20 protein-coding genes and 1 pseudogene are annotated in these 18,948 nt (G+C 41.2%); 7 read left to right on the forward strand and 14 right to left on the reverse strand.

Annotation, left to right across the window (positions count from 1 at the left end):
- Positions 1 to 355 precede the first annotated feature (355 nt).
- From CE058_RS05985 to acnA, 9 genes are all read right to left on the reverse strand, one after another.
- Positions 356 to 655, reverse strand: a complete 300-nt coding sequence (locus CE058_RS05985) for a hypothetical protein (protein WP_061790818.1) — start codon at positions 653 to 655, stop codon at positions 356 to 358.
- A gap of 67 nt (positions 656 to 722) precedes the next feature.
- A complete protein-coding gene (locus tag CE058_RS05990) occupies positions 723 to 1,160 on the reverse strand; it encodes an acyl-CoA thioesterase (RefSeq protein ID WP_048010108.1) in 438 nt (145 codons plus the stop codon).
- 2 nt (positions 1,161 to 1,162) lie between these two features.
- A complete protein-coding gene (locus CE058_RS05995; RefSeq protein ID WP_163141176.1) occupies positions 1,163 to 3,475 on the reverse strand; it encodes an AAA family ATPase in 2,313 nt (770 codons plus the stop codon).
- A gap of 127 nt (positions 3,476 to 3,602) precedes the next feature.
- Positions 3,603 to 3,854: a small acid-soluble spore protein Tlp gene (gene tlp, locus CE058_RS06000; RefSeq protein WP_048010110.1), complete on the reverse strand. Its 252-nt coding sequence runs from the start codon at positions 3,852 to 3,854 to the stop codon at positions 3,603 to 3,605.
- Positions 3,855 to 4,359: 505 nt separating this feature from the next.
- Positions 4,360 to 4,503: an acid-soluble spore protein N gene (locus CE058_RS06005; RefSeq protein ID WP_035332449.1), complete on the reverse strand. Its 144-nt coding sequence runs from the start codon at positions 4,501 to 4,503 to the stop codon at positions 4,360 to 4,362.
- A 62-nt stretch (positions 4,504 to 4,565) separates the two neighbouring features.
- A complete protein-coding gene (locus CE058_RS06010) occupies positions 4,566 to 4,697 on the reverse strand; it encodes an FbpB family small basic protein (protein ID WP_175609044.1) in 132 nt (43 codons plus the stop codon).
- Between the two features lie 232 nt (positions 4,698 to 4,929).
- A complete protein-coding gene (locus tag CE058_RS06015; protein ID WP_163141179.1) occupies positions 4,930 to 5,451 on the reverse strand; it encodes a peroxiredoxin family protein in 522 nt (173 codons plus the stop codon).
- Positions 5,452 to 5,506: 55 nt separating this feature from the next.
- On the reverse strand, positions 5,507 to 5,923 hold the full coding sequence (locus tag CE058_RS06020) for a hypothetical protein (RefSeq protein WP_163141182.1): 417 nt from the start codon (positions 5,921 to 5,923) through the stop codon (positions 5,507 to 5,509).
- Between the two features lie 102 nt (positions 5,924 to 6,025).
- On the reverse strand, positions 6,026 to 8,734 hold the full coding sequence (gene acnA / locus CE058_RS06025) for an aconitate hydratase AcnA (protein ID WP_163141185.1): 2,709 nt from the start codon (positions 8,732 to 8,734) through the stop codon (positions 6,026 to 6,028).
- Positions 8,735 to 9,087: 353 nt separating this feature from the next.
- Between acnA and sspO the strand changes: the two genes are divergently transcribed.
- The gene (gene sspO / locus CE058_RS06030) at positions 9,088 to 9,237 is read left to right on the forward strand and encodes a small acid-soluble spore protein O (RefSeq protein WP_048010116.1); all 150 of its coding nucleotides are present in this window, start codon (positions 9,088 to 9,090) and stop codon (positions 9,235 to 9,237) included.
- 248 nt (positions 9,238 to 9,485) lie between these two features.
- On the opposite strand, the gene CE058_RS06035 is transcribed toward sspO, so the two are convergent.
- Positions 9,486 to 9,743, reverse strand: a complete 258-nt coding sequence (locus tag CE058_RS06035; protein WP_009334724.1) for a hypothetical protein — start codon at positions 9,741 to 9,743, stop codon at positions 9,486 to 9,488.
- A gap of 86 nt (positions 9,744 to 9,829) precedes the next feature.
- On the opposite strand from CE058_RS06035, the gene CE058_RS06040 reads away from it, so the two are divergent.
- Both CE058_RS06040 and CE058_RS06045 read left to right on the forward strand, forming a co-directional pair.
- A complete protein-coding gene (locus CE058_RS06040; RefSeq protein ID WP_163141188.1) occupies positions 9,830 to 10,009 on the forward strand; it encodes a hypothetical protein in 180 nt (59 codons plus the stop codon).
- Positions 10,006 to 10,152: a small acid-soluble spore protein P gene (locus tag CE058_RS06045; RefSeq protein ID WP_076256329.1), complete on the forward strand. Its 147-nt coding sequence runs from the start codon at positions 10,006 to 10,008 to the stop codon at positions 10,150 to 10,152. The genes CE058_RS06040 and CE058_RS06045 overlap by 4 nt, the downstream gene beginning before the upstream one ends.
- A gap of 44 nt (positions 10,153 to 10,196) precedes the next feature.
- Here the strand turns inward: CE058_RS06045 and selA are convergent, their stop codons facing one another.
- Positions 10,197 to 11,594, reverse strand: a complete 1,398-nt coding sequence (gene selA, locus CE058_RS06050) for an L-seryl-tRNA(Sec) selenium transferase (RefSeq protein WP_163141191.1) — start codon at positions 11,592 to 11,594, stop codon at positions 10,197 to 10,199.
- Positions 11,595 to 11,686: 92 nt separating this feature from the next.
- On the opposite strand from selA, the gene CE058_RS06055 reads away from it, so the two are divergent.
- Positions 11,687 to 12,088, forward strand: a complete 402-nt coding sequence (locus CE058_RS06055) for an Hsp20/alpha crystallin family protein (protein ID WP_048010119.1) — start codon at positions 11,687 to 11,689, stop codon at positions 12,086 to 12,088.
- 86 nt (positions 12,089 to 12,174) lie between these two features.
- Here CE058_RS06055 and CE058_RS25255 read toward each other — a convergent pair.
- Positions 12,175 to 12,357, reverse strand: a pseudogene (locus tag CE058_RS25255) (Rdx family protein); the annotation flags it as partial.
- Between the two features lie 175 nt (positions 12,358 to 12,532).
- On the opposite strand from CE058_RS25255, the gene CE058_RS06065 reads away from it, so the two are divergent.
- Positions 12,533 to 13,276, forward strand: coding sequence for an arylamine N-acetyltransferase family protein (locus CE058_RS06065; protein WP_163141194.1), 744 nt, complete (start codon positions 12,533 to 12,535; stop codon positions 13,274 to 13,276).
- A gap of 34 nt (positions 13,277 to 13,310) precedes the next feature.
- On the opposite strand, the gene CE058_RS06070 is transcribed toward CE058_RS06065, so the two are convergent.
- Both CE058_RS06070 and CE058_RS06075 read right to left on the reverse strand, forming a co-directional pair.
- A complete protein-coding gene (locus CE058_RS06070) occupies positions 13,311 to 14,255 on the reverse strand; it encodes an L-threonine 3-dehydrogenase (protein ID WP_076256322.1) in 945 nt (314 codons plus the stop codon).
- Positions 14,256 to 14,311: 56 nt separating this feature from the next.
- On the reverse strand, positions 14,312 to 15,502 hold the full coding sequence (locus tag CE058_RS06075) for a glycine C-acetyltransferase (RefSeq protein ID WP_048010122.1): 1,191 nt from the start codon (positions 15,500 to 15,502) through the stop codon (positions 14,312 to 14,314).
- Between the two features lie 351 nt (positions 15,503 to 15,853).
- Between CE058_RS06075 and arcA the strand changes: the two genes are divergently transcribed.
- Complete coding sequence (arcA, locus tag CE058_RS06080; protein WP_163141197.1) at positions 15,854 to 17,089, forward strand: arginine deiminase; 1,236 nt, start codon at positions 15,854 to 15,856, stop codon at positions 17,087 to 17,089.
- Between the two features lie 287 nt (positions 17,090 to 17,376).
- The gene (gene katA / locus CE058_RS06085) at positions 17,377 to 18,834 is read left to right on the forward strand and encodes a catalase KatA (protein WP_163141200.1); all 1,458 of its coding nucleotides are present in this window, start codon (positions 17,377 to 17,379) and stop codon (positions 18,832 to 18,834) included.
- The last annotated feature ends 114 nt before the right edge of the window (positions 18,835 to 18,948 follow it).

The following is an 18,948-nucleotide window of genomic DNA, read 5'->3' on the forward strand; positions in this document are numbered from 1 at the left end:
GCACCCATGCCGGGCGCACATGAGTAAAAGAAGCAGACACCGCCTGCTTCTTTTTTTCAGAAAATAAGTATATATTCTGAAGTTAGATAACTGTCTAGCTCCAGGCGCCATCGGCTCGAGGTCATAAGCCGCTCCCTTCCAGAAGGAAAAAACACCTTCTTACAGGGACCGTCTTATGCTAGTCGTCCCTGGGCATTCGCCTCAATTCTTTCAATCCGTCCAAAAGGTTAAAGAACAACCTTTCAGCCGGCTCGTCTTATGCTTGGGCCCGCAGGATGCGGGTCATGCAGACGTTGCCACAGGACGTGGCGGTTTTAGTCTGCGCTCCTTTATTGGCGGGCGCCTTCCGCTTTTCTTATTCCAGCTGTTCCAGCTGCTCCAATAGCTTCTCTTTTTTAAGGATTTCCTTCTGCCTGGCACCAATTAAATCAAAGTGTGAGTAGCCATCAGTCCGATAATCAATCCACTCTGGCTTAAGCCCATGCGATTCTCCCCAATCTATCAATTTCTTCAAATCTGAACAGCCGACCTTTGTGACCGTTTTACACCCAGGGAATCGCTCATCCAGCCAATAATGAGTTAAAAAAGCAATTTCTCCACGGTCTATTTTCCTCTTCCATTCTTGAAGATCTTTTCTTCGAAGGCCGAATGCCATTTCTATTCTCCATCCTTTAGTTTATCGCAGTTTAAGGCAGTAAGACTCCCACTGATTGAAGTTTCACTTATCTGACAGCACCTTCAGGCTGCTTTTTCGCTTTTTCATATGCTTCATGCCAATCAGGATATTTCTTTTTAATTGAAATTGGGCGGAAATTATCCTTTTTGACGCAAACATGCTTTGACAAGCCTGTTACGGCAAGCTCTCCTTCATCATTGAATATTTCATATCCGTAGCTGACGCGGAAACCGTCATACTCTTCGATCCAGGTTTTAATTGTTGCAGTCTGTCCGTAGCGCAATGGTTTTTTATAAGAAGCAAGAATATCCAGAACAGGAGAGATAATTCCATCCTTCTCCATTTCAGCATAGCTGAATCCAAGATCTTTAATGATCTGTGTCCGGCCAAGTTCCATCCATACCAGGTAATTGGCGTGATATACTACTCCCATTTGATCTGTTTCTGCATACCTTACCTCTATTTCTTTTGTTGAGATGAGCATCCCTATTCCCCTTTACTTATTTTATTTAAAGCTATTTCGAAATCCGGCTTCTCCAAATTGCTTACCTGCTCAATATCCTCAGCAAGTGCTGAAACAATTCTCATGGCCTGTGCCTGAATGGCCTCATCAGCAAGATTGGCCGCAAAACGTCCATTCCCGTTTACTTCAATCTTTGATAAAGTGTGGTTAAGGTAATCCTTTGCTTCCTCCGTTAGTGTGTATTCATATTTTCCAGCATACGAAATAATAATTTCCAGGAGCTCTGGGGTTGAATAATCTTTAAAATGAAAGAACTTTTTGAATCGCGATTTTAACCCCGGGTTACTTGACATTAGCTTCTCCATTTCATTCGGATAGCCAGCCAAAACAACAACAAGATTTTCATTATGCTTTGTCATTTCATCCACTAACGTATCAATGACTTCTTTGCCAAAATCTCCTGATGTCTGAGAAAGAAGTGAATATGCCTCATCAATGAATAGGACACCACCCAATGCCTCTCTTATCTTTTTCTTTGTCTTGATAGCAGTTTGGCCAACATAGCCGGCTACAAAATCAGCACGGCTCGCAACTATCAAATGTCCGCGTTTCAGAAATCCGCATTCCTTCAGCAATTCTGCATAGATCTTTGCTACAGTCGTTTTTCCTGTTCCCGGATTACCGGTAAATACTGAATGAAGCTGGATAGGGACAACCGGAAGACCTCTTTCACGGCGTACCTGCTGCATTTTAACAAAGGACACTAAATGTTGAACTTCTTTTTTAACTGTTTCAAGTCCGATCAGCCGGTCAAGCTGCTCCCGAGGATTCATCAGCTTTTCTTCTTCTTCACTTTCAAAATCTTCTTTTTCCAAAAGTGTATAAGACATGATGTTTTCGTTACTTTTTGCTTTAGAGCCTTTTTTAAAAATCGCATCCAGAACAATGTTTCTTACCGTCCTGGCATTACCGAATGTATCATCAACCCGCTCTTTTTCAATACGTTTGCCCAGTTCCTGTTTTGCTCCTTCTGTTAGAACATAATCATTATCGGCTGACAGCTTCTCAGCAATCTGCAAAAGCTCCATATTCGAATAATCAGGCAGCGCAATAAAGTTTGACTCCGGGAAACGGCTGCGGAGACCAGGATTACTGTCCAGAAATTGTCTCATTTCTTCAGGATAACCGGCCATAATAACCGCAAACTTTCCTCCGTATTCAGTTCCGGTCATCAAAGATACAAGGGTATCAATAGCAGTTTGTCCATAATCGCTGCCAGTCTGTCCCTCACGCTTTAAGCTGTAAGCCTCATCAATGAATAGTACGCCGCCGATCGCCTTTTCAACTGCCGCTCTGACATTTTCTTCTGTTTGCCCGACAAACCCTCCAACCAGCTGTGACCGGTCAGCTTCGATTACTTCTTCCCGAGGCAAAACACCAAGGCTGTGATAAATCTTTGCCAAAAGCCGTGCGATAGTCGTTTTGCCCGTACCTGGATTCCCGGTTAGTATCATATTGAGGCTGAGTTCATCCTTCGTCTGAAAACCAAGTGACTTCCGTTCATTTTGATATTTTAAAAACCGATAAAAATCATGAACTCTGCTTTTGACCGAGTGCAGGCCAACCATTTCATTTAGTTCATCCAGAGGATCGGTTTGCACATCAGACTCCTCTTCCTCTGATTCAAATATCACTTTCCACTCATTTTTAAGCCTGCTGATGGCATTCAAGTGGTTTTTCATATCGGTATAATAAGTTGAAGTATGGAAAACACCTGATATGGATTGCTCATATTCCTCCGAAGCCTTTAAAAGTAAAGCTGTCTCCTCAATAGCTTTTTCAAGTATTTCAGCCAGCTTCCGGTATTCCTTATCCTCATAGGCATGCTGCTTTTTCTGCAGGTCTTCTAACTCATCATCAGCTTTGTTTATAAAGCTTCGGCAAATTTCAATAAATTGCTCCGCTGTTTTCTTTTTAGCTGCCCTGTTATCGGTTTCGCGAATTGGAGGGAAAGTCAGGGCTTCAAGTAGATTGCTTTTATTTTTCCATTCGGATTTTCCTAATTGGGCTGCTGCCATTGTATTTCCAATGTCCAGTTCAACAGCTTTCTGCAGCCATGCACTGGCAAGAGTATCATCAGTATTGTTGTTTAGCCTGGAGATAGCAGCCATGGCCAATAATTCCGAAAGCAGACCTGGGTCTGTCTTTTCATTGATATTCTTAATTACATTTAGCAGCTCTGCTTCATTTTGTATGTATCCGTATTGATCAAGCTCATTCTTCCAATGGCCCACCTTAATTTCTTCTGATGTTGCCTGTCTATTCTGCTGTGTCATCGATTATCACTTCTTCTTCTTAGTTTCCTCAACTTATCTTACCATATTTCTGTAATTATCTATAAGGATGCGCACCTTTGCTCCAAAGGAAAAGACCTAATCACATTGGATTAGGTCTTGAATTATGTCAATAATTATTGTTCTCACTGCTATTGCCGTTTTGCTGTGCCTGATATTCATCTTTTATTTCCGAACGGAATGAAGCAAGACTTTCCCGGCGGCGTTCATTTTTAGCTTCAATTCTGGCAAGATCTTCTGCATTTGCATACTTCATTGATTCTTCAGCTTCGTCCATGTTCTCAATTGTATGAACGATCATGGATTGAAGCTTTTCAACGTTATCGCTGCGGTCATCAGGGTTTGGTCTATTATGTGCCATGGTATGTTCCTCCCTTTGTTAGGTGATGGTACAAATTTAGTTTGTGAAAGAACAAGAAAAATATTGGCGGAAAAGTGTGGGTCGCCTGCCTGATTTACCAGAAATGATCAGAAACAAAAGAACCTGCCCTATATAAAAATGGCAGGTTTTACTCCAAAAGATAAGAACGTATATAACTTTTGAACGTCGATAACTGTCCAGCTCCAGCGCCTACCCCCTCGAGGTCACAAGCTTGTCTAGTTGCGGCTCCTAGGGACTCGAGACATAAGCCGATCCCTTCCAGAAGGAAAGAACACCTTCTTTGCAGGGCTCGTCTTATGCTTGTCGTCCCTGGACAGTCGCCTTCACTTTTCAGGCAATCCTCCCAAAAAGGCAAAGAACGCCTTTCCGGGAGGCTCGTCTTGTGCTTGAGGCCCGCAGGATGCGGGTCATGCAGACGTTGCCACAGGACGTGGCGTTCTTAGTCTGCGTTCCTTCGTGGACAAGGCGCTTGCGCTTTTCTAAATTATTCGCCTTTAGTTTGTATCACTTGAGCATGCTGTCCGGATTTGTCCTGCATCTTCTTGCCTTTGTTGCCGCCAAATCCGCGTGATTGTGTACCAATATGGTTCGGATTGAAATGATTAGGGTGTCTTTTTGGATTACTCATTATATCCCTCCTCCATTTAAAGTTTGTGCATTTGAGGAGGGTTTCATGATTGGCAAGTAATTCTATTCGGCCTTGTTCAGACGTTTAAGCTCGAGGCGCTCTTCAATTTTTTCCATAGCATCATGATCTTTAAGCAGCTGGCGTTTATTTTCTAGTACTAATTCAGCAAAGGAGCGTTTTCTAGGCTTTCTCATAAATCTTTCACCTTCCTTTAATAACATTGTAACAATCATTATCTCCAGAAAACCGTTGAATTATTACAACTTTTCGAAAATTTAATCCGCATATACCCAGACTACGTGAAAAAAGTACATATGGTTCGAAATTATTGATAAAATATTCTGAAAACGTTAATTCTAATTAAATTTTTCCCTTTTTATTACAGCATAAACCTAAAAAAAAACATCTGCTTATGCAAATGTTTTTTTACATTTCATCTATATACTGATTCATAAGCTCCACGGACATCGCACTTAAATATTTATTCCGAATAATTCCTTCTTCATCAATAAAAAAAGTGGTTGGAATTGTTATTATTTGATAGGCGTTAGAAGCTTTTTCGTCCACATCAAGTAAAATCGGAAAGTTTACTCGCATTTCCCTAGCAAACCCTGCTACATCAGACTGAGGATCAATGTTCACTGCCAATATAGCAACATTATCTCCCTTCTGAGTATAAAATTTTTGAATATCAGGCATTTCAGCTTTACATGGAGGACACCAGGTTGCCCAAAAGTTTAGCATGACTTTTTTTCCTTTGTAATCTGAGAGCTTGACGGTTTCCCCTTGCAGGTTTTTCAATTCGAAATCCGGGGCCTTCAAGCCTATTCCTAATCCTGTCTGATTAACGGGCTGACTTTCGACATCACTTTTTTCAAAAGCCTGCACTACAAAAACCGCGGTAATAATGATTAATAACACAGAAGCTGCAAACATTTTTTTGAACATGCTGTTTTCCCTCCCGGCTTATTAAGCCTTTTTGCTTCCTTGATTGTATTTTAACCTAGAAAAGCAAAATTAATAAGGTTCTGAACAGCCAATAAGACAGCATAAATGTGACAGATCCGTAAACAATTCCTTGAATACATTTATTCAGCGGATAGTTGTATTTCTTAATAGCCAATACTAAATAGAATATAGCAAAAAAGGTTCCTAAAATAATTCCTTTTCGTCCTCCTGAGAAATATAAAAATCCCATCGGGCTGCTAAGAATATTTTCTGTTTGGAAAAAGATTGAACTAAACTTATAAGTAAAATAGCCGATAAGAACTGAATTCAAGATGACATTCAGAAAGACTTTTTTATATTCCTCGCTGTCCCTTAGGACTTGTAGAAGAGTGAAATAAGTAACAAATCCTGAAAGCAGCACAATAACCCATTCGTACTTCACTAATAATGGTCCAATCAAAAAAGCACCCAATATCAGCCCTCCAAAATTAAAGATACAATCAAGATACCTAAACCCGTATATTTTGTAAATAAAAAAGCCGCTATGTGAGCAAACACATAGCGGCGGGTCAAATTAGTTAGCCAATTTATCACGAAGAACCATTTGCAGGATTCCGCCATGACGGTAGTAATCGATCTCAACTTCAGAGTCGAAACGGACAAGAACTTCGAATGTAGTCTGGTTGCCGTTTTCATCTGTAGCTGTAACCTTAACAAAGTCACGTGGTCTAACATTTTCGTCGATTTGAACATCGATCGTTTCTTTTCCTGACAAGCCGAGAGTTTCTGCACTTTCGCCTTCCTTGAACTGAAGTGGAAGAACTCCCATTAGAACAAGGTTAGAACGGTGGATACGCTCATAGCTTTCAGCAATAACAGTTTTAATTCCAAGCAGGTTCGTACCTTTTGCAGCCCAGTCACGGGAAGATCCCATTCCATAGTCTTTGCCGGCAAGAACAACAAGGCCAGTTCCATCTTCTTTATACTTCATACAAGCATCATAGATAGATGTAACTTCACCAGTTGGCCAGTAAGTTGTGAATCCGCCTTCTGTGCCTGGCGCAATTTGGTTGCGGATACGGATGTTTGCAAATGTACCGCGCATCATTACCTCATGGTTACCCCGTCTGGATCCATAAGAGTTAAAGTCACGTGGTTCAACACCGTTCTCGCGAAGATATTTTCCTGCTGGCGTATCTTTGCCGATCGCACCTGCCGGAGAAATATGGTCAGTTGTTACAGAATCACCGAACTTGCCGACAACACGCAATCCTGATAAAGGTTTAACTTCATCAGCATTAGGAGTTAAGCCTTCGAAGAACGGAGGATTCTGGATATATGTTGAATTATCATCAAATGAATATAAAGGCTCATTGCTAGTTTGAATTTGATTCCAGCGAGCATTGTCGTCAAATACATGCTCATATTCTTTACGGAACAATTCAGGTGTAACAGTCTGTTTAACCACTTCATTAACTTCAGCAGTTGAAGGCCAGATATCGTTAAAGAAGACATCATTGCCATTCTTGTCTTTTCCGATTGGCTCGTTTTGAAGGTCAATATCAACCGTACCAGCTAGTGCATAAGCGACAACTAATGGCGGAGAAGCCAGGTAGTTAGCTTTTACAAGCGGATGGATACGTCCTTCAAAGTTACGGTTGCCTGAAAGAACAGATGTTACAAGAAGATCGCTTTCAGCTACAGCCTTTTCGATTTCTTCTCTTAATGGACCGGAGTTACCGATACATGTTGTACAGCCATAACCAACAAGGTTGAATCCAAGCTGTTCCATGTATGGAAGAAGTCCTGAATCACGCAGGTATCCGGTAACAACCTTTGATCCCGGAGCCAAAGAAGTTTTTACGAACTTAGGAACTTCCATTCCAAGTTCAACTGCCTTTTTCGCCACTAAACCTGCACCAACTAAAACGTAAGGGTTTGAAGTATTTGTACAGCTAGTGATTGCCGCAATGGCAACAGCACCCGTTTTCATCTTGGTTGAATCGCCATTTGCAAATTCAACAGTAACTTCTTTGTCGATTTCTTTCTTATTCAAGCCAAAGCCCTGGTTGCCCTGTGGAGCAGTGATAGCGTCATTGAACTCCTTTTTCATTGCTGAAAGCGGAATTAAATCCTGCGGACGCTTAGGACCTGAAAGGTTCGCTTCAATTTCGGAAAGATTGATTTCAACTACATTTGTGTATACCGGCTCTAGAGATGGATCGAAGAACATTCCATTTTCTTTGCAGTATTTTTCAACAATCCTGATTTGCTCTTCAGGACGTCCAGTCAGGCGCATGTAATCAAGGGCTTCTGCATCAACAGGGAAGAAACCGCATGTTGCACCATATTCTGGAGCCATGTTAGCAATTGTAGCGCGGTCAGCCAGTGGAAGCTGTGTGACACCAGGGCCGAAGAATTCTACAAATTTGCCAACCACTCCCTGGCTGCGCAGTACTTGAGTTACCTTTAATGCAAGGTCAGTAGCAGTAGTTCCGTTAGGAAGTTCGCCAGTGAGCTTAACTCCTACAACTTCAGGAACAGGGAAATATGAAGGCTGACCCAGCATACCTGCTTCAGCTTCAATACCTCCTACACCCCATCCAAGAACGCCGATACCGTTGATCATGGTTGTATGGGAGTCAGTACCAACAAGAGTATCAGGGAAAGTTTCGTAATCGCCTTCCGTTGTCTCAAGCGCATGAACAACATTCGCAAGGAACTCAAGGTTTACCTGGTGAACAATACCTGTTGCAGGCGGAACTGCACGATAATTGTCAAATGCTTTTTGTGCCCAGCTCAAGAACTGGTAACGCTCTGCATTTCGCTCGAATTCAAGCTCCATGTTGGCTTCAAGTGAATCAGGTGTTCCATACTTATCTACCTGTACAGAGTGGTCAATAACCAGATCAACAGGCTTCTCAGGATTAATTTTGTCAGGATCCCCACCCATGTCAGCCATTGCCTTACGCAATGAAGCAAGGTCAACTACTGCCGGAACTCCAGTGAAGTCCTGCAGAATTACACGTGATGGTTTGAAAGGAACATCTACTTCTTTTACTTCAGAAGTTCCCCATTTTGCCAGGTTTTCAACATGCTCTTTTGTAATTACACGGCCGTCATATTGACGAAGTACTGATTCCAATAATACCTTAATTGAATAAGGCAATTTGGAAACATTACCTACTCCAGCTTTTTCCAGAGCACCTAAATGATAGTAATGATAGCGCTTCCCGTCCAGATCAAAGGATTTGCGGGAATTGAACACATCGTTCTTTGCCAAATGTATTACCCCCTCTTTCAATAAACATCATATACCAAGTGTTAGGTAATTGTCGAAAAGTTTGAATTTTCATCCATCCTTACTTTTCTCACAATTCCTATATTAATACAACCTGCTATATAAGTAAATAACAAGAAAGTTATTGTTTTTGATAAGTTTTTCTTATCATAATTTCTAAATTACTTCATTAAGCCTTTTAAATGCCGTAATTGATAGTGTTTTTCAATTAGATGAAAATACCTTTTATTGAGTGGTTATTATACTGCAAAAACGAAAAAAGGAATCCGCCGGTCCAAAAAAAAACATAAATTGACATTATCCAAGGAAAAATAATATCAGGGAGGTGATTGACTATGGCTAAAAGAAAGTCTAATCATATTATTGAGGGTATGAACGCTGCAAAAGGCCAGGGCATGGGCGCAGGGTATAATGAGGAATATGCGAATGAACCATTAACAGAAGCTCAAAGGCAAAACAATAAAAAGCGCAAGAAGAATCAATAAAGTGAAACTTCAATCATTGGGGAGTGCTTTTCTCCCCGCTGATTGTTAGTTGCGGCCCACAGGAAGTGGGTCACAAAGACGTTGCCACAGGACGTGGCGTTCTTAGTCTTTGTCCTCTTTCGGACCTTTACGGGCAGTTTGACCCTCTTATCTTCCTTTGATTCCTTTGAGTCTTGAAGTGGGGGTCTTACTGCCCGTTAGACTGCGATAAATAATAATACCCGGCTGAACTTCAGCCGGGTAAATTTCTAGTATTGGTTTACATCATCAACCATGGATCTTAAATCCTGCTGGAATCTCTCCAGCTGTGCACGCTGATGGTCAGAAGCAACCTCCAGGGCATTTTCAATTTGAGCGTATGCTTCATTTACTTCCTGCTTTAGATGTTTTAGCTGATGTCCATAACTGGCAGAATCTTTTACAATTTCAGCGTAGAGCTCCTGTGCATCTTCCATTCCCTGCTGTGCAGCCTGAAATGCCTGCTGTTTATCTTTATGATATGGCATGCTTATTTCACTCCTAATAAAATTTGTACCATTAAATTGTGCAATAGCATCATAAAATATTCCGCGAAATCACTCAGGAGGAAATCTTGACATTCAGCCACATTTTGCAAGGCAATTTTTCAATGAAAAGAGACAAACTAACACATGAGATGAAGGTGAATATCACCTTGTATCTTTTCTACCCGTCAGCCATTAAGACGGCAGCCGGCAAATCAGCTGCCTGGAGCGGAAGAAACATCCTATTATCCGAGGAGGGCTTCAATTGAACAAAAACAATGGCAAAGACATGCGCAGAAATGCACCTAAAGGACATAACAATGATGGACAGCCTGAACCATTAAGCGGCTCTAAGAAAGTAAAAAACCGTAACCACACCAGACAAAAACATAATTCACACCACGATATGTGAATGTAAAGAATCAGCTGCCTCATCATCAGGCAGCTGCTTTTTCTTTATACAGCAATTAAAGCATTTATTATGGTGTCCTCTTCTTCAGTAGTTACTGTCCTAAGATCAATCAGAATTTCTTCCTTTTGAATCCTGACTATTATGGAAGAATTAATCCTTAACTGGCGGCCGATATGATCTGCTGAATATTGACGGTGCTTTAAAACAGCAATCCAGGACGGAAGCTCTACCTCAGGCATCGTGCCACCCCCAACCTGCCCTGTACTTTCTCTCATTGAGCATACATAATCGTTCCCGGCAGCTTGTATTCTGTTAAGAAATTGGGACGTTCTCACTTTAAGTTCATCACTGGTCATCAAAACATCATGGACCACAGGAATATTTTTCAGACCCTCTTCGCCTTTTAAGTAATCAATTAGCGTGCCTTCAAGAGCAGCAATTGTCATTTTATCCACCCGAAGAACCCGGGCAAGCTGATGTTTTTTCAGCTTTTCGATTAAATCCTTTCTTCCGGCAATAATTCCTGCCTGTGGACCGCCCAAAAGCTTATCTCCGCTGAAAGAAACGATATCTGCCCCCATTTTTAAAACATCGCTGACTGCTGGTTCATTTCCGATTCCTTTGCTTTTAAAATCAAAAAGTGCACCGCTTCCCAGATCTTCATAAAATATGAGGTTTTTTTCTTTTGATAGGCGGGCAAGTTCCCCGGTGCCGACTTCTTTCGTAAAACCGATAATTTTAAAATTGCTCGTGTGCACCTTCATAATCATGGCTGTATCTTCATTTATCACTTTTTCATAATCTTCCAGGTGGGTTTTATTTGTTGTTCCTACTTCAACGAGCTTTGCCCCGCTCTCTTCCATTATGCTTGATACCCTGAAGGAGCCTCCGATTTCAACTAGCTGTCCACGGGAAACGATTACTTCTTTTTCTACCGCAAGAGCTCTTAAAATGAAATAAACGGCAGCAGCGTTATTATTGACTGCCATGGCTGCTTCTGCACCTGTCAGTTCTTTGACCAGATTTTCCAGGTGACTATGCCTGGATCCCCGTTCGCCTTCAACCAGGTTATACTCCAAATTGGAATAGTTCATGGCAGCTTCAAGCACATGATCCGCTGCAGACTTGCTTAACCGTGCCCGGCCAAGATTAGTGTGAAGAATAGTGCCAGTAGCATTAATAACTCTTTTAAGTGTATATCCATACCGAACAGTGATTACCTCTTCTGCTTTTTGAAATATTAGGTCCGTAAACTTCTCCGTACCGGGCTCCTCACCGGTCCAATTCCCAGCAAGAATAGTATTCCTTATCTCAGAAATTACCTCTTTCAGCATGTTGGTTGTATGTATAAAGTCAATTCCATACTGGTTCATTAAATTAGTAAAACGCCGGTCTTTTTGCAGTTCATGCACCGGCAAAATATTTCTGACTGTACTCTTCATAATATCCCTCCAGCATTTGCCCCGTTATTATATCATTTTTCACTAATTTGCATGAAATGAATACTATAGAATGAAACAAGGGGGTTTTGAAGTTGAACAAAAAGGAAGATTTCCATCCTTTTAATTTGAGTGAATTGGAAAAATGGATGGAGGATTATTACCTGGACCCGCTTTCTTCTTATTTGGATCAGATAACATTCCGCATCGACTTATACGATACGGAAGCGCAGATTATCGTTGAGGCGCTTTTAACGGGATGTGCATCAAAAGATGTAACCGTTTCCTTAAAAGAAGACAGCGTAATCATCAAAGCTGCTAAAATAGATGACACAGAAGCAATTCGGCGCGGTCATCCATGCATGCGAAAAGTTAAACTGCCTTTCTCAGTTGTAAATAAAATGGTTAGTGCAGAGTTTGCAAATGAGATATTAGAGATTTTTATCAATAAAAATGAAGCGGGACCGGGATGCAATAGAGAGATAATCATCGATTGATAAACTGAGCTAGAGGTTGCCTTATACCCTTTGTTTACATAGATCAGCAAAAAACCTCCTCCGCCCGGAGAAGGTTTTTTACCGTTTTAATTTTGCATTTTTTCGATGATTTCTTTGGTTTTAGGAAAAACGCCTGTATCCAGCTTAGAATAAAGCTTTTCTCCATTCACTGTTACTTCAAAAGCTCCGCCCTTGCTTGGGACCAGCTCCATTTTTGAAATATCAGAACGAAAATGAGTAAATAGCTCTTCCGCGAAACTCGCGGCTTTAGGTGCGTAGTTTCACATCATGCAAAATTCAACTTTTACTTCATAAGTCATATTTTAACCCCCGTGTATTTGTTAAAATAAAATATAATGACATTCTAGTATAACTATTTTATTACTGCAAATCGATTTGTTTTTCCTTCAAAATAGAAAGCAAAAAAATTTATGGAGTGATTTGATGGATGCACAAAAATACCTGCAGCGAATTAAAGTTTCGGCTGACCGTAATCTGGATCTTGAATATCTGACAAAACTGCAGAGAGGGCATATGCTCAATATTCCATTTGAAAACTTGGATGTGACACGAAAAATCCCGATAAGGCTGGACACAGATTTGTTTTCTGAGAAAATACTGGAACGGAGCCGGGGAGGCTTTTGCTATGAATTAAACGGTCTGTTTCAACTTCTGCTGTCGGAACTGGGATTTCAATCACATCTTATTTCCTGTACCGTTAAAAAGCCTGATGGATGGGTCAGAGAAGATTCTCATGCAGCCATACTGGTTTACTTGCACCAGCTTCCTTATTTGGTTGATGTAGGGTTTGGTGATTCCGTCAGGCAGCCTCTGCCTTTAACCGGTGAGGAAAGAACCGATGTCAGCGGAACATATAGGATAAAATCAACAGCTGGAGAAAAGTTCGATCTTCAACGGCTTGCGGATGGCAAATGGAAAATTCTATACCGTTTTTCTGATAAGCCGGTGCAGCTTGGCGACTTTCATGATGCCTGTTTATTCAATCAAACCTCACCCGAATCCCATTTTACACATGGCGACCTGGCCACTATTGCTACAAAGGATGGCCGTATTACACTTTCGGGATTAACTGTCACTAAGTCTGAAGAATCCAGAAAAAATAAATTCGAACTAACCGAGGAGGAAAAAGGAGAATTTCTTCTCGGGCAATTCAGAATAAAATTGTAAAAGGGACAGCCCAGCGGCGTCCCTTTTAAATTGATCATAATTTTGTTCTTAATTTATCAAGCATATCAGCAGTCATTTTTGCTAAATCAAAATCTGCTTTGAATCCCCACTCTTCTTTTGCTGCAGAAGCATCAATCGAGTTTGGCCAGCTGTCTGCAATTCCCTGGCGCACAGGATCCACTTCATAAGAAATTTCAAACCCAGGGATATGCTTTCTGATCTCAGCTGCAATCTGTTCAGGTTCAAAACTCATTGCTGTTACATTAAAGGAGTTGCGGTGGATGAGTTTATCTGCATCAGCTTCCATTAAATCAACGATGGCATTCAGCGCATCCGGCATATACATCATATCCATATATGTGCCTTTGTCGATATAGGATGTATAGCGGCCATTTTTAATGGCTTCATAATAGATCTCAACAGCGTAATCCGTCGTTCCGCCCCCTGGAGGAGTTACATAGGAGATTAAACCAGGGAACCTCAAGCCTCGAGTATCTACTCCAAACTTGTAATAGTAGTAATCTGACAGCAATTCGCCTGCAACCTTATTCACGCCATACATAGTAGTTGGGCGGTGAATAGTATCCTGTGGAGTGTTGTCTTTAGGCGTAGAAGGGCCAAATGCGCCAATAGAGCTTGGCGTAAAGAATTGTGCATTACACTCTCTTGCTGTTTCAAGTGCATTCATAAGCCCGCCCATATTTAAATTCCATGCAAATACAGGGTTAGCCTCAGCTGTAGCTGATAATAGAGCTGCCATATGAATAACTGTATCTACATTGTATTTCTTTGCTGTATCCAGCATTGATTTTGCATCGGTAACGTCAACCATTTCAAATGGCCCTGAATTAGCAGCCTCGGAGTCATTTTTTCTGATATCTGTTGCGATAACATTGTCCGTTCCATAAATTTCTCTTAATTTCAAGGTTAGTTCAGAGCCGATTTGGCCTAAAGCTCCTGTAATCATTATCCGTTTCATCTTATTCCTCCAACGTTTCCTCTTTGCCTTAATTTTGAAGCCATTTATAGCCGAACTTAAATAATTCCCATTTCTTTGCCGACTTTTTCATAAATCGCAATTGCCTGATCCAGCATTTCTTTCGTATGTGCTGCAGATGGCATGTTTCTGACACGGCCCGTTCCCCTAGGGACTGTCGGGAAGACGATTGATTTTGCATAAACGCCTTCTTCATTGAGCTTTTTACTGAATTCCTGTGTTTTTACTTCATCTCCAACAATACAAGGAGTAATCGGTGTTTCGCTGTCGCCAATATCAAAGCCTAATTTTTGCAGCCCGTCTTTAAGGTAGTTGGCATTTTCCCATAGCTTTTCATTCAGCTCTGTGCTTTCCATCAGCAGCTCAATAGCTTTCGTACTTGCTGCTACATCTGCAGGTGTTAAAGATGTAGAGAATAGGAATGGTCTGCTGCGTACTTTCAGCCAATCAATCAAGTCCTTTTTGCCGGCCACATATCCCCCAACAACACCAATCGCCTTTGAAAGTGTGCCGATCTGGAAATCGATTTTATCGGAAAGGCCGAAGTGCTTAACAGTGCCTGCTCCCTTTCCAAGAACACCTGAACCGTGTGCATCATCCACATATGTGATCAGATCGAACTCTTCAGCGATTTCCACGATCTCAGGAAGCTTGGCGATATCCCCATCCATCGAGAAGACTCCGTCAGTAATAACCATGATCTTGTTGTACTGTCCTGATTCTTTCGCTTCCTTCGCTTTAGCTCTTAAATCTTCCATATCAGAATGATTTACGCGAATAATCTTGGCTTTGGATAAGCGGCATCCATCAATGATGGAAGCATGGTTCAGCTCATCAGATAAAATGGCATCATTTTTATCCATAACAGCAGAAATAGCAGCCATATTACAATTAAATCCGGACTGGTATGCGATAGCTGCTTCTGTATGCTTGAACTCAGCCAGCTTTTCTTCTAGTTTCGTGTGAAGCTCAAGTGTTCCATTGATCGTGCGGACAGCACCTGCTCCAACCCCATATTTTTCAATTGCTTCGATTGCAGACTTTTTTAGTCTTTCATCAGTTGCCAAACCTAAATAGTTATTGGATGAAAGATTAATTAGTTCTCTGCCGTTGATTTTGATTATTGGACCATTTGGGCTTTCAAGTGGGTCAATTACGTTGTAAAGTCCTCTATCCTTTAAATCCTCCAGGTTTTCTTGTAAAAAAGCATCTAAAATTTTGCTGGTCATATCAGTATCCCCCAGTACTTTTTATTGAATGTCGCCAACTCATATACAACTGTATTTTCAGAGAGGACATTTTTTAATTAAACAAACTTAGCTATGTAAAGGTTTTTTCACATTATACTTTAACACAATTTTTCATTTTGTACACTTATGAAGGACAGATTTTCTATTAGTGTTTCTATGAAATTTCCTTATAATAAGTTTTCCCTATTATCTCGAAAAAATTTACCTGCATATTTAGCTCAATTGAATAAATATACACATAATTGATCTGTTTACTCTATGATTGCACAGGGAACCAATCAAACATAGAACAATAGGTCAGGCATTAAGCCTTTGGAGGTATTTATTATAATGAAACATCCGCTAAATGTAACTTCGGAAATAGGAGAATTAAAGACGGTCCTTATGCATAGACCGGGTAAAGAAATTGAAAATCTTACGCCTCAATATTTGAAAAGACTTTTATTCGATGACATTCCTTTTCTGCCTGCCATTCAAAAAGAACATGATTATTTCGCCAATATATTAAGCAACCGCGGAATTGAGGTCTTATATCTCGATAAATTGATGACAGAAGCCATACAGCAGGACGAGGCCAGACTGGCTTTTATTGAAAAGGTCTTACGGGAAAGTCAATCAAATATCAATGGTTCCTACGATACAGTGAAAGAGTATCTTTTAGCTCTTCCTCCCGATGAACTGGTTAAGAAAGTGATGGCTGGTGTCGTTAAATCGGATATTGATCAGGATAAGAAAATTCATCTTCATGAAATGATGCCGGATCATTATCCTTTTTATCTCGACCCTATGCCTAACCTTTATTTTACCCGGGATCCGGCTGCGGTTATCGGTGAAGGCATAACGATTAATCGAATGCATGAGCCTGCAAGGAGAAGAGAATCCATTTTTATGGACTGCATCATGAATCATCATCCGCGTTTTAATAAACATGAAATCCCTGCTTACTTTAAGCGTGATGATCTCTACTCTCTTGAAGGTGGAGATGAACTGATTTTAAGTGATGAAGTGGTTGCTATTGGCGTCAGTGCAAGAACCTCTGCACAAGGAATTGAAAAACTTGCACGAGAGTTATTCTCCCGTCAGGATGCCATTAAAAAGGTTGTGGCAGTTGAAATCCCTAAAATCCGCGCATTCATGCACCTGGATACCGTTTTCACTATGATTGATCATGATAAATTCACCTACCATCCTGCTATTGAAGATAGAGATGGCAGTATGAAGATTTACATACTGGAACAGGAGAATAATTCTGATACTCTTAAGATTACAGAGAAAAACTCGCTGAAAGAAACATTGAAAGAAGTGCTTCATCTTAATGAATTAGTGTTAATCCCCTGCGGAGGAGGCTGCCCGATTGCATCGGCACGCGAACAGTGGAACGATGGCTCCAATACACTCGCCATTGCTCCCGGTGTAGTTGTCACTTACGACAGAAACTATGTTTCAAACGACATACTCCGGCAAAATGGAGTTGAAGTCATTGAAATTCTCAGCTCGGAACTTTCAAGAGGTCGCGGCGGCCCAAGATGCATGAGCATGCCGATCATAAGAGAGAATATTAGCTAATAAATCGGGCGGTTGCCAAACCGCCCGATTTTTTATATTAGAGATCCTTCCTACTCCTACTCCTACTCCTTCCCCTTTCAAAAAACAAGTTCTTTTAGGTAAAAACGGAAATATAAATATACTAATGCCCTTTTAAAATAAGCATTTGCCTGCTCTTTTTATAAGATGTTTCTCTTAATAATTTATATTTATTTATAATAATTATAAAAAAGTATTGATTTTACTTTGAGAAGTGTTATCATTACAAACATAAGCAAGTTATTAAACTTTTATGAGGTGATTATAGAATGACAAAAAAGAACAATCTCACTACAAGCTGGGGAGCCCCAGTTGGCGACAACCAAAATTCAATGACTGCCGGCTCAAGAGGGCCAACCTTGATCCAGGATGTACACTTGCTGGAAAAGCTCGCCCATTTTAATAGAGAACGTGTGCCTGAGCGTGTTGTTCATGCAAAAGGTGCGGGTGCACATGGCTATTTTGAAGTTACAAATGACCTCACTAAATATACAAAAGCCGCATTTCTGTCTGAAGTAGGCAAAAGAACGCCTTTATTCATCCGTTTTTCAACTGTAGCCGGCGAACTTGGTTCTGCAGATACTGTACGCGATCCGCGCGGCTTTGCTGTTAAGTTCTATACAGAAGAAGGAAACTACGATCTTGTAGGAAACAACACGCCTGTATTCTTTATCCGGGATGCAATCAAGTTCCCTGACTTTATTCATACACAGAAGCGTGATCCTAAGACTCATTTGAAAAATCCGACTGCCGTCTGGGACTTCTGGTCATTATCCCCTGAGTCGCTGCACCAGGTAACCATCTTAATGTCTGACCGGGGAATTCCTGCAACACTAAGACATATGCATGGATTTGGAAGTCATACCTTCAAGTGGGTTAATGATAAAGGCGAAGGCGTCTGGGTGAAATATCACTTTAAAACAGAGCAAGGTGTTAAAAACCTCAGCGTAGAAGCTGCAGCTAAAATGGCGGGCGAAAATCCGGATTACCATACAGAGGACTTATTCAATGCAATTGAGAATGGAGACTATCCTTCCTGGAAGCTTTGCGTGCAAATCATGCCGCTTGAGGATGCAAATACTTACCGTTTCGACCCATTCGATGTCACGAAAGTGTGGTCACAAAAAGATTACCCATTAATCGAAGTAGGACGTATGGTTCTCAATAGAAATCCGGAAAACTACTTTGCTGAAGTTGAGCAGGCTACCTTCTCTCCCGGAACTCTAGTACCTGGCATTGATGTGTCACCTGATAAAATGCTCCAGGGCCGCCTGTTTGCCTACCATGATGCACACCGTTACCGTGTAGGGGCAAACCATCAGATGCTGCCAATCAACCGCCCTAAAAACGAAGTGCAAAACTATCAGCGTGACGGCCAGATGCGCTTTGACAACAATGGCGGAGGATCTGTTTATTACGAGCCGAACAGCTTTGGGGGACCAACTGAAGTACAGGAGCACAAACAGGCTGCATACCCTGTATCCGGTTTAGCCGAAAGCGTTGCGTATGACCATAATGACCACTACACACAAGCCGGTGATCTATACCGCTTAATGAGTGAAGAGGAACGCTCCCGTCTTGTGGCAAACATTGTTGCTGCCATGAAGCCTGTAGAAAAAGAAGAAATTAAACTGCGCCAGATTCAGCATTTCTTTAAAGCGGATCCTGATTACGGTACACGTATTGCTAAAGGCCTTGGCCTGGCAGTTCCGCAGGGAGTCAAGTGAACCATTAGAAATAGTAAAAGGTGCCAATAACCTAATTGGCACCTTTTTTCCGGTTGAAGTGTTAATGTGACCCCCTATTTGCTGATCTCCCAATATTACTTCCCGCCTATTTTT

Source organism: Bacillus sp. 22-7 (assembly GCF_010628845.1).
GTDB lineage: Bacteria > Bacillota > Bacilli > Bacillales > Cytobacillaceae > Cytobacillus > Cytobacillus firmus_B.